10 protein-coding genes are annotated in these 8,824 nt (G+C 38.4%); 5 read left to right on the top strand and 5 right to left on the bottom strand.

Annotated elements, in window-relative coordinates:
- Positions 1 to 185: 185 nt before the first annotated feature.
- The 4 genes from BLR37_RS21805 to BLR37_RS21790 form a co-directional block, all read right to left on the bottom strand.
- On the bottom strand, positions 186 to 638 hold the full coding sequence (locus BLR37_RS21805; RefSeq protein ID WP_090772372.1) for a 3-oxoacyl-ACP synthase: 453 nt from the start codon (positions 636 to 638) through the stop codon (positions 186 to 188).
- Between the two features lie 47 nt (positions 639 to 685).
- Positions 686 to 1,030 (bottom strand): DUF1801 domain-containing protein, encoded by a 345-nt coding sequence (locus BLR37_RS21800; RefSeq protein WP_090772370.1) that lies wholly within the window; start codon positions 1,028 to 1,030, stop codon positions 686 to 688.
- Between the two features lie 63 nt (positions 1,031 to 1,093).
- The gene (locus BLR37_RS21795) at positions 1,094 to 1,669 is read right to left on the bottom strand and encodes a nitroreductase family protein (RefSeq protein ID WP_090772368.1); all 576 of its coding nucleotides are present in this window, start codon (positions 1,667 to 1,669) and stop codon (positions 1,094 to 1,096) included.
- Between the two features lie 170 nt (positions 1,670 to 1,839).
- On the bottom strand, positions 1,840 to 2,415 hold the full coding sequence (locus BLR37_RS21790) for a hypothetical protein (RefSeq protein WP_090772366.1): 576 nt from the start codon (positions 2,413 to 2,415) through the stop codon (positions 1,840 to 1,842).
- Between the two features lie 159 nt (positions 2,416 to 2,574).
- On the opposite strand from BLR37_RS21790, the gene BLR37_RS21785 reads away from it, so the two are divergent.
- From BLR37_RS21785 to BLR37_RS21765, 5 genes are all read left to right on the top strand, one after another.
- A complete protein-coding gene (locus tag BLR37_RS21785) occupies positions 2,575 to 4,197 on the top strand; it encodes an ABC-F family ATP-binding cassette domain-containing protein (RefSeq protein ID WP_090772364.1) in 1,623 nt (540 codons plus the stop codon).
- A gap of 168 nt (positions 4,198 to 4,365) precedes the next feature.
- Complete coding sequence (locus BLR37_RS21780) at positions 4,366 to 5,061, top strand: DUF4397 domain-containing protein (protein WP_090772361.1); 696 nt, start codon at positions 4,366 to 4,368, stop codon at positions 5,059 to 5,061.
- Positions 5,062 to 5,176: 115 nt separating this feature from the next.
- The gene (locus BLR37_RS21775) at positions 5,177 to 5,761 is read left to right on the top strand and encodes an RNA polymerase sigma factor (protein WP_039480010.1); all 585 of its coding nucleotides are present in this window, start codon (positions 5,177 to 5,179) and stop codon (positions 5,759 to 5,761) included.
- On the top strand, positions 5,754 to 6,995 hold the full coding sequence (locus tag BLR37_RS21770; protein WP_143009645.1) for a hypothetical protein: 1,242 nt from the start codon (positions 5,754 to 5,756) through the stop codon (positions 6,993 to 6,995). The genes BLR37_RS21775 and BLR37_RS21770 overlap by 8 nt, the downstream gene beginning before the upstream one ends.
- A 40-nt stretch (positions 6,996 to 7,035) precedes the next feature.
- The gene (locus tag BLR37_RS21765; protein ID WP_090772357.1) at positions 7,036 to 7,665 is read left to right on the top strand and encodes a Uma2 family endonuclease; all 630 of its coding nucleotides are present in this window, start codon (positions 7,036 to 7,038) and stop codon (positions 7,663 to 7,665) included.
- An 84-nt stretch (positions 7,666 to 7,749) separates the two neighbouring features.
- Here the strand turns inward: BLR37_RS21765 and BLR37_RS21760 are convergent, their stop codons facing one another.
- Entirely contained in the window at positions 7,750 to 8,256 is a 507-nt protein-coding gene (locus tag BLR37_RS21760; protein WP_090772355.1) for an FKBP-type peptidyl-prolyl cis-trans isomerase, read from the bottom strand.
- Positions 8,257 to 8,824: the final 568 nt, after the last annotated feature.

Below are 8,824 nucleotides of genomic sequence, written 5' to 3'. Positions count from 1 at the left end.
CAGATTACGCGGATTAACGCAGAGTTTAAAATTTGAATCCTTTTTTACTCAATTCGAAATGCAAACTGCCAATTGCCAACTGATAATTTCTGCGCTTATCACCTTAAATCAGCGGGAAGAAATAGCTAAAAGTAGTTCCCGCAGATTACGCGGATTAACGCAGAGTTTAATCCTCCATTATTATCTTAAAAAATATCTTTCACCAGATATTCTTTGCCATTAAACTTAAAGCTTTCATTTTTAGCCTTTCCAATCAGCAATTTGCCAATGGGCGATGCCTGTGATACCGCAAAGAATTTCTGTCCGTCTACATTTAATTCGCCCGCACTAATGCTGATGTAAAAATTACCTTCAGAAGTTAATACCACACTTCCATTTTTGACCAGTTTAGCTGGTTCTACATTTTCAAGCAGTTGCAAGGCTATTTTCTGTTGCCCGGCTTCGTACAACAACTTACTGTTGCGATCCATTTCCTGCTGCATCATTTCGCGGGTGGTTTCATATTTATCGCCGGCACTACTCTTGGTATCATCATTTGATGCCTGACGGGCCTGCTCCATGGAATAGGTTATATTCTCTATCCTTTTTTGAATAAAAGTTAAACACAATTGAAATAAATTCGATTTTAAAGCAGACATAATGCGAAATGTAATGATGTAAAATAGATGAGGGAAGATGGGTGAAATTACTGTCGAAGGGCAAAAGCCTGCGCTAAAATGGTTTCGATTTTCCTTTTAGGGATATCTTCCAGGTGGTTGATTAATAAAATCTTCATTCGGGCTCTTTTCTCTTGCAACAGATCTTCGTGTTCGATGTGTTTTCCATCTACCAAACCAATATAAGGCTGATGGAGTTTTTTGTGCACCCAAAGATAGCAGAACATTTTTCCTTTATGGTAATAAAAAGGCATGCCATATTTCCAATGTTCAGTAATATCGGCATAACCTGTTAAAAGCGACCTTAAATACTGAAGGCAACTTTTAACAGGTTCATCTTTTTGCTCGAAATAATTATCTAAAGGGTTTAACATTACGGAAAGATAGCAAAGTAAATCGTGATTTCGGACTCCTGACTTAGGACTCAAGACTTCTGACTACTCTTCAATCCAACTCACCTTTTCGGACATTGGCCCACGGTTTGTAGTCCAGGGTTTTTCGTTGTGATAGCCCATGTAGAACAATCCGATGCATTTCTCGTTTGCTTTCAGGTTTAAAAAATCGTCCAGATCATCAATAAGCGGTGGCGAACTCCAGTAAGCGCCAACTTTTAAACTTTCAGCAGTTATGGCCATATTTTGTACGGCACAGGCGACAGCTGCCAGTTCTTCCCATTCAGGTATTTTGCCGCTCACCTGCATGTTAATGGCAATAATACAATCGGCCTGACCTGTTTTCTCCGCAAAACTATCGTATTTTTTCTGCAAAAACTGTTGCGGGCTAACCAGGGCTTTATACAAGCGCCCCAATTCTTCACCTAATCTGGCTAAACCTGCTTTCCTGATTACCACAAAACGCCAGGGTTCTGTTAATTTATGGGTTGGCGCATAATTGGCAGTTTCTAAAATCTGGTTAATCACTTCAACCGGAATTTCCTTTTTAATATAACTGGCCGGAAAAATACTGCGGCGCTCTTTTATAACTTTTGATACAATTTCGTAATTAGTGCTCATCTGGTAAATATAAGGTAAAAGGCATGAGGTTTAAGGTTTAAGGTCAAAATGCTTAAAGGTTTGACTTTTTATCAACCAAAAATATAGCGGAAAGATTAAAGACTAAAGCAAAAAGACCCAAGCTGAGTACTTGCTACTTGATTCTCCATACTTAACGCTCTATACCCAATTTACTTGATTCTCGGTTCCCTGCTTCCTGCCAACTGCTTCCTGATTTGTTTAACCTTGGCAAAAAACGCAATACTTTCTTTATCTACTAAAAAATCCATGGTCTCCATGAGTTCGTCTTTAATCCACTCGTGCTTCGTATTCAAATTAGCAAGAATATTTAAGCAGTGCGATTTAATGGCAACAGGTACCTTTTCGTCAATTAACCAGCTAAAAACCACTTCAACCAAATGATCGGTATCATAATCGTGAATAATTTCTTTTATTTCAGGCGAAGCATTTTTCTTAGTCATAAAAGCCAGAATCTTAACAAAATGCCTGAGGGCCGAAAAATTGCGTTGCAGAGGAAATTTCTCCAGAAAATAAAGTGAATGCGGCAAAAACCTATCCTGATGGCTGCTACACACATTTTCCAATATCCATGCCGCCCTGAAACCGATCTGCTCGTCATGATAGAAACTGAGATCAATTAAATCTTTAACCGAAAAAGTATCTTCTGATGCAATGGCGGCTAGTTTTTCTACCTTATTCTTTTGAAGGGTTGTTTTGATGGTTTCGAGTAGTGGATGGTTTTCCATAAGGCTAAAATAAATGTTTTGCCACAGATTACACATTAAACCTTATTGTTTATGGAGAGGGCTCGATATCTTCCAGCCTTAAACCTTCAACCTTTCATCCTTCCATCCTTTCCAGCCTCAACCTTTTTGCCTATCTTTGCGCCTTATTTCAATTATAGCATGATTTCAGTTTCTAATTTATCGTTACGATACGGCAAACGCACATTATTTGAGGATGTTAACTTAAAGTTTACCCAGGGCAACTGCTATGGTGTAATTGGGGCTAACGGTGCAGGTAAATCTACTTTTCTAAAAATTTTATCAGGAGAAGTTAGCCAGACTTCGGGTAGTGTTGCTTTTACTCCGGGCGAAAGAATGGCGGTTTTAAAACAGAACCACTACGAATTTGACGAATTTTCGGTATTAGAAACAGTAATGATCGGTCATAAAGAACTTTATGCCATCATGAAAGAAAAAGATGCCATTTACATGAAAGAAGATTTTACTGAGAAAGACGGCGAACGTGCCGGAGAACTCGAAAATCTTTTTGCTGAAATGGATGGCTGGAACATGGAAAGCAACGCCGCAACCATGTTGAGCAACCTGGGTATCACTGAAGATAACCACTATAAATTATTGAAAGAGCTTGATAATACACAAAAAGTACGTGTGTTATTGGCTCAGGCTTTATTTGGTAATCCTGATATTTTATTATTGGATGAGCCTACCAACGATTTGGACATCGAAACCATTGCCTGGTTGGAAAACTTTTTAGCCGATTACCAGAACATTGTATTAGTAGTATCGCACGACAGGCACTTTTTAGATGCTGTTTGTACGCATATTGTGGATATCGATTTTGCTAAAATGAGTATCTACACCGGTAACTACACTTTCTGGTACGAATCTAGTCAGCTGGCGTTAAAACAACGTAGCGACCAGAACAAGAAAATGGAAGATAAGGTTAAGGAGTTGCAGGAATTTATCCGCAGGTTTAGTGCCAATGCTTCCAAATCTAAGCAAGCTACTTCACGTAAAAAAGCTTTAGATAAGATTGATATCACCGAAATTAAAGCTTCAAGCCGTAAATATCCTGCCATTATTTTCAATAATACAGGCCGTGAAGCTGGTGACCAGATTTTACAGGTAGAAAACTTAGGTAAAAGCGGAAATGACGGTGTATTATTCGATAAAATCACTTTCATGGTAAATAAGGGCGATAAGATTGCCATTTTATCACAAAACAGTTTGGCTACCGCAGCATTTTACGATGTATTAACCGGTCGCGATGCTGACCATAAGGGTGAATTTAAATGGGGTGTTACCATCAGCACGGCCGATATCCCTAACGATAACTCAGAATACTTTGCCGGTAAAGACGAAAACCTGGTTGATTGGTTGCGTGAATACTCTGGCACTGATGCCGATGAGCAATTTGTACGTAGCTTTTTAGGCCGTATGTTATTCTCGGGCGAGGAAGTATTGAAAAACGTTAAAGTATTATCGGGAGGTGAGAAAATGCGTTGTATGTTCTCGAGAATGATGTTACAACAAGCTAACTTATTGATGTTTGATGAGCCAACCAACCACTTAGACTTAGAATCGATTGAAGCATTGAACAATGGTATGAAAGATTTTAAAGGTGCAATATTGTTTACCTCGCGAGATCACCAGTTAACTGAAACTGTTGCAAACAGGATTATCGAAATTACGCCAAAAGGTACTATTGATAAGTTAATGACTTACGATGAATACATTAACAATGCGGATGTTGCCAAACTTCGCGAAGAAATGTATTCGTAAAATATAAAAATAATTGCCTTGAAAGCCGCCCCGAAAAACCTGGGCGGCTTTTCTTTTAAAAAAAATACCTGCCTGCTGTAGCGTTTTCATTGCCTTAATCGTTTTACAAGAAAAAAGCGTTAATGGCCATTAACCAATTTTATTAAAAAATTGATTTAAAACATTAAAATGAAAACTAATTTGAAAAACTTCGGTATCACTACTAAAATTATTTTCTCTCTCCTAGCAATTACATTAACCATAACCGCCTGTAAAAAAGATTTTAACAACGATCCTATCGAGGCTGCCGGTATTGGCTTCGTACACGCATCACCAGGAACTGCTGCTTTAGATTTTGTGCTCGATAACCAAAAAATAAACAGCTTTACTTATACCAAAGATTTAGGCTATTATGCCGCTTATCCAGGTACCAGATTGGTTGGTGTAGCTAAAAAAGATTCGTTAAAGTATTTAACTACCACCACTGCAACTTTAAAATCAGGCTCTTTTTACTCTGTTTTCGTAGTTGACACTTTAAAATCGACCAAACTTTTAGTACTGGAAGACGATTTAAAAGCACCTGAAACTGATAAGGCTAAAGTTCGTTTCGTAAACCTAAGCCCTGGTTCAAGTCCGTTCGATTTAGCTGTAGCAGGTACTGATGCACCTTTATTTACGGCTAAAGCATTTAAAGAATTTACACCTTTTACCAGCATTGCACCAAACGATAGCTATACTTTCCAGTTAAAACAAGGCGGAACAGTTAAAGTTAGCTTGCCAGCTGTAAAAATTGAAAAGGGAAAAATTTATACCATCTGGGCTAAAGGATTATCATCTAAAACCGATAGCACCGGAGTTGGCTTGTCAGTTATGACAAACAAATAATCTACCTACCTGTGGAAACTGAAAATAACACTGCACAAACTTTTGCGCGGTGTTATTTTCTTAAATTTGCAAAAATTAATCATGATAAACCTTTAATTAATAGTCCTTTACAGGGGTGGTAAAAAAAATACTCAGTTTTGAGGAAATTTTAAAAGGCTGTGTAAAAAACGACAATGGCTGTAAAGAAATGATGTATAAATCATTTTATGGCTATTTAATGGGCATTATTTTAAGGTATACCAAGAATCCTTCGGACAGTGAAGAGCTTGTAAATGATACTTTTATCAAAATTTTCAAGCATGTTGGCACTTTCAAAGCGCCCAAAAATCCAGAAGAATTACAGCGATCATTCAAAGGCTGGATTGCGCAGATTGCTTCGCGCACGGCTATAGATAAAATACGGAGTTCAAAAATTCAGTTTTATGTTGATGATCTGGCAGAGCACGAACATCCGGTTACCCAGGTTTCGGTTGCTTCCGAGCTGCATGTTAATGATATTTTGAACTTACTAAATCACTTACCAGATACGCAGAGACTGGTATTTAACTTATATGAAATTGAAGGCTTTGCACACGATGAGATATCGAAAATGCTAAATATACCCGAAAGTTCGAGCCGTGTTTACCTTACACGCTCCAAAAATAAGTTACGTACCCTTTACCTAAATACCTTGGTTAATTCATATGAAAAAAATGGATAAGGAATTAATTGAGCATATCAAATCACAGCTTCAAAGCCACGAGGAACATTATCCTGCGGGGGCATGGGAGCGCTTTTCAGGAACAGAAGAGAAAAAACGGCGCATTGCTTTTTGGCCGCTATGGGCTGCTGCTGCCTTAATTTTTGTACTTGGAGGCGTATTTTTTGCGCTTAATACACAAGATCAGAAAAACGATATTGTTGCCGTTAAACCTCATACTCAATTACACCATAACAATGGCCCTAAAGCAACAGCTGACGAAAATGTAGCCATTAAACAAAATCCTGCACCGGTAGCCAGCCTTAATGATACGAATGCACCACTTTTGGCCAGCAACAAACCTGTTCAAAATACAGGGACTACAAAGCCCCTAACCACTGAAAACACCAGTTTTACACTGCAACAAGCTACTAATGAAATTGAATTAACGAATGTTAATTTGCTTGAAAACACCCTTAAAGGCATTAATCTGGCGGGTTCTTCGTATAAACCTGTCGATATTTTAAATACGCAGAAAAAAACTGCACCTGCACCTGCTCAGACACCAAAAATGAGGTTTGAGGATTTACTGGCGCAGGATAGTCGCGACAATCAAAATAAACCGGTTGCAAAAGCTGGTCAGCCATCTAAATGGACACCAGATGTTTATGTAGCCCCAGCTATGGGTAACGACAATAAGGTAACCATGAACTATGGTGTTTCCTTATCGTATGCTATAGCCAATAAGCTGTCTATCAGTTCTGGTGTTTCTTATGCTTCGATCAGCACCACCGAATCACTCAATGCCCAGGCACCACAAAGCTTGTCGGGCAAAAATTTATCTTCAGTTGATGCTAAAGTCCGCGGAATAAACATTCCTTTAGAGTTAAAGTATAACATTAGCGATAAACTGTATACCGGCGTGGGGGTTTCGGCATTAGCCGTAATTAACAATAGCCAGCAGAATAATTATATCGTAAACCAGGTACAAAATGTTTCTTATTCAACGGCAAATGGTCTGGCCGATTCGAAAATGTTGATTGTACAGGAAAAAACAACTGAACCGCAGCCTGAAAACAATTTAGATCCGGATAAGTATATTGGTTTTTACAACTTCTCGTTAGGTTATAAGCAAAAAATTTCGAAAAAGAACAACATTGCCATTGAACCTTTTTTAAGATTGCCCATGAAAACTTTCTCTAAAGAAAACCTGAATCTGACCAATGGCGGCTTACGTATAAAGATCGATTTCTAGTTAGTCGTTTAATATTTTATTATATTTGGTTAACGCTGCTATGAAAAATATTAAACCATATCCAACTGAGGAAGAGCTTCCTCCTATCCAAACCGTTAACGAGGTAGATTTTGCAGGCTATTACAGCTATGCGGATTATATGCGTTTTGAATTTGAAGAGCGCTTAGAAATTATTAAGGGACATATTTTCAGAATGAGTCCTGCTCCTAACCGCATCCATCAAAAAATATCTGGACGAATTTCTAATCCAATCTATAATGCATTGAATGGATATAAATGTGAAGTGTACACGGCGCCTTTTGATGTTCGCTTGGCGAAGAAAACCCAGTTGGATAAAGAAATTTTCACTGTGGTACAACCTGATATTGTTGTGGTTTGCGATCAAAGCAAGCTGGATAAGCGTGGCTGCATCGGTGCACCCGATATTGTGGTAGAGATTTTATCGCCAGGTAACAATAAAAAAGAACTGATTAACAAATATGAAGTTTATGAAGAAGCTGGCGTTAAAGAATACTGGATTGTAAGCCCGTCAGACAAAAGCTTCTTCAGGTATATTTTGGACGATCATGGTAAGTTTCAGCCTACCAAACTACTCACAATTGGCGAAGAAGTAACCACAAGCATTTTACCGGGCTTTACGCTGGTGCTGGAAAAGGTTTTTGAGGATTAAAGGTAGATATCAACGAAAAAAGTCAAGTTTGAACGGCAAAGTTGCCATTTAAACCTGACTTCATTGAAATCGCTTATTTATAACTTAGTGACCTGAGTGACCATCAGCACCATGAGCGTGACCATGAGCCAACTCATCCTGAGTAGCTTCACGTACATTTAAAATCACACCGTTAAATACCAGGTTTTTACCTGCCATTGGGTGGTTTAAATCTACAGAGATAGTATCTTCATGCACAGCAGTAACACCTGCTCTGAACTGGTTACCGTTGTTATCCTGCAAAGGAATTACATCGCCAACATTAGGCAATTCGCCACCAGCTTCGGTAAACATGGTTTTTGGCAAATCGGCAAAAGCACCCGGATCAATAGCACCGTAACCGTCTTCAGCTGATAATTCGAAAGCATATTCATCACCAGTTTTTAAACCGGTTAAATGCTCTTCAAATTTAGGCAACATCATGCCTACGCCATATAAAAATACTAAAGGATTTTCCTGATCGGCTTTTTCTACAAAAACCTGTTGTCCTTCTTCGTTAGTAGTATGCAATTCGTAAGTTAATGCAACTACTGAGTTTGGTGAAATATTCATCTATTTTTCTTTATTGTATGTGCGTTAATGCTTCCTCAACAGTGTTAACCGGCAACTGGCATACTTTATTTCGGCAATTGCAACCTAAGTTGATTTTACGCTCGTAGCGCAAAGATAACCTAATTATTAGTTTAACAAAGAAACTGTTTAATTGTTGTTTAATAGTGATAAATCTTAGTACTAGTGCGAAATCTAGTACTAATCTTATCTCAAAGTTTTAAATTATTCCATCATCAGCCATACTATAATAACCATTCTGCGTATTTCGGCAAAAGTGACCCCTCCGTTTCGGACCAAACTGGCCGCCAATTTGATTGCCGGGCTTTGGCATAAAAGTTCCTTTCCCTCTGAACAAATATAGGCCGACGGTTTTCAAATTTCTTCTTGATACTAAGCCTTCCAGGCTATCTCTTTTAAGGGATGCTGATCCTCTTAAATTTCAGCCAACCAAAGAATCTATCCAAAACACCTTAAAAAAGTGCTTAAACGCGTTCAAAATCGTCTCACGACCCAAAGCTTAGCTGAGGCTTGTCTTTTCGAACCTATGGCTTTGAATTAGCTTTAAATA

Origin of the sequence: Pedobacter soli, assembly GCF_900101435.1 — a bacterium.
Classification (GTDB): Bacteria; Bacteroidota; Bacteroidia; order Sphingobacteriales; family Sphingobacteriaceae; genus Pedobacter; species Pedobacter soli.
Note: the sequence above shows the minus strand (reverse complement) of the source record. Positions and strands in the feature narration are given on the sequence as shown.